This is a genomic window from Microcoleus sp. POL10_C6 (assembly GCF_036701585.1).
In the GTDB taxonomy this organism is placed as follows: domain Bacteria; phylum Cyanobacteriota; class Cyanobacteriia; order Cyanobacteriales; family Microcoleaceae; genus Microcoleus.
This window is the reverse complement of record NZ_JAUBRB010000129.1, coordinates 1-2,670: the sequence shown is the minus strand read 5'-3', so window position 1 is coordinate 2,670 and position 2,670 is coordinate 1. Positions and strand designations below refer to the sequence as shown.

At 46.3% G+C, this 2,670-nt stretch carries 1 protein-coding gene; it reads left to right on the top strand.

The annotated features are described in order from the left end of the window. Positions 1-69: 69 nt before the first annotated feature. Positions 70-2,535 (top strand): TIGR02921 family PEP-CTERM protein, encoded by a 2,466-nt coding sequence (locus tag QUA34_RS29905; RefSeq protein WP_333391114.1) that lies wholly within the window; start codon positions 70-72, stop codon positions 2,533-2,535. Positions 2,536-2,670 lie beyond the last annotated feature (135 nt).

Here is a 2,670-nt window from a genome sequence, read left to right as displayed (position 1 = left end):
GGCAGGTTTTTTTCCATAATTGTAATATTCCGCCCAGAATGTCACACTTGTCAATACCCTCTGACCTGAATCCTTACTAATAAACAGCCTCGTTATTTACAAGCAAACGGAAAAAAACGAAGTGCATGGCTGCAATTAGGATGCCACAGTTTAATGCTAGTAGTTGGTATTTGGGCGGCAACATTGCTGCTTTATTACGCTGTACCTGTGGCATTGTATACACTTTATGGATTCTTATTTTTCGTCATTCAATTTTTCAAGTTTACATGGGTTTCACCATTTCTGGAGATGTTTAAATACGGGGCGTGGGCCTCTGCTTTAATTTGGATACCGCTATCGTTTATATTGTTTGGTTTAACCTGTAGCTTGTTCGTGGTTATGCCTTCGCTGTACGGCTTTCTCTACATTCATTCCGGCCGGAAAATATGGCAGAGTTTTGCTGAACAATACGGGAAAAATAAAGCGCTAATCGGAAGTTTGGGAGTCATAGCAGCTTGGCTGGCTATTTTCTCGGCTTTGCAGCAGCAGCCACAAGTTGCAGCACTGAAAATGTTGGCGACTCCCCCCGCAAACGACAGCAGCCGCCAAACTTTATTAGCCAAATCTGATGCAATTCGATCCGGCTTAGTTAACGCTTATTTGTCCCCTTACCGCTACCTCAGCACTGTAGGAGAAAACAACCACATTTATGAGATGTACAAAAATATTTGGATTTTCCCTGACGAAGCGGCTCACACCTTGCAGAACAGCTATAATTTTTTAATGTCGCCGTTTTTGTATCAAGGCTCTAGTGCTGATGTGGAAAAAGCCGAAAAACTCTACGGCGAATTCTTCGATACGGAACTGCAAAAAGGCGACAGAGAAGCAGTAAAACACGCGGTACAGTCAACATCAAACCGGGAAGAAGCTAAAGCAGGTTTGCTGAATGTCAATCAAGAAAAAGTATGGTTGCAGTCGCAAGAAGTGACAGTCAAAGAAAACGGCGACTGGGCTGACGTTCAACTCTACGAAGTTTACAAAAATCAAACGCCGAACTTACAAGAAGTATTTTACTACTTTTCCCTGCCTGAAAGCGCCGCAGTTACAGGAGTTTGGCTGGGAGATACTGGGGATTTAAACAAACGTTTTGTATTTACGGTATCGCCTCGCGGTGCGGCCCAGCAAGTCTACAACCAACAGGTAGTAGAAAGAGTCGATCCGGCTTTGCTAGAACAAATTGGCCCCAAACAATACCGTTTGCGGGCTTTTCCAATCCCGGCTAAACGAGAATTCACCCAAACTGACGGGCCAACGGAAATGCACCTGTGGCTGACTTACAAAGTCATGCGCCAGCCGCAGGGTTGGGCGATGCCTGTTTTGGCTGAAAAACGCAACATTTTTTGGAACCAAAATACTCGCCGCACGATCGCCGGAAAAGAGGTAAAATACAGCGGGAAAGAAGCCAGAGAAACTTGGCTACCACCCTTTTTGCCCGCAGTCGCACAGCAACCGCTAACAGCGCAGCAGGCGATTCTACCGGGAGGAAATATCATTTCTGCTAAGCCGCTGGCTGATGCAAATTACTCGCTACCGCAAGGCAAAAAATTTGCAGTTATTCTCGATACTTCCCGCAGCATGGCGGCGGAAAGTAAGGAAGTAAAAGAGACTTTTGAATGGTTGAAAGCTAATGCAGCAGGCAAAAATGCTGTTGATTTGTATGTCGCCAGCGCTGCGGGAATGCCACCTAAGTTTGTGGAAGATTTACGCAGTTTCGATGCGGCAAAGGTGACATTTTACGGTACAATCCAGCTCAAAGATATGCTGCAACAGTTTGCACAGTTGCGGGGCGAGAAAAGTTATGATACTGTATTTTTGGTGAGCGATCGCCACAGTTACGAATTGTCGGACGATCGCAAACTTAAACTTTCCATCTCTGCACCCCTATGGACAGTGCATTTGGGTGGTTTGCCCCCCGGCTACGACGACGCAACTTTGAAGGTGATTCAAGATAGTGGCGGCGGAGTTGCTACGGATATGAAAGAGGCGATGCAGCGAGTAGCAACCACAACAGCTTCGGGCAAATCTACCGTTAGTGTTGTTGACGGCTATGTTTGGAATTATGCCAAAACGCCACAGTCGGAAAAAAGTGCAAAATCGGCCGCCGTTGCAGAGTCAAAAAATGCCGGAAATGAAGGCTTTAAACCGATAGCGGCGCGCCAGTTGATAACTGCACTTAGCAAGCAGAAAACTTCCAATCAATTGACGCAACTGGATGCGATGCACGCAGTAGCTAAAAATTTCAAAGTGGTGACGCCTTATTCTTCGATGATTGTGTTAGTTAATGACGCGCAAAGGGAACAGCTAAAAGCAGCGGAAGCTAAGAGCGATCGATTTGAACGCGAGGTAGAATCCGGTAAGGAACAGTTGAGTAAGCCGAATAATCCTCTGAATGTTTCGGGGGTTCCTGAACCCGAAGAATGGCTGCTGTTGGTGGTAGGTGCGATCGGGCTTTTGGCGATTTTCTTCCGTCAGCGGCGCGCGAAAATGGTAGGTTGACAGTAAATCCGGGTTGGCTACTCCCTCGATGATTGGGCGGTTGAAACCGCTACTACAAAGGGTTTGCTGAATAATTGATCGCAGACCACTAGCAGGAGCGATCGATATATTCAAGGTGAGTTAAATATAAGTTTG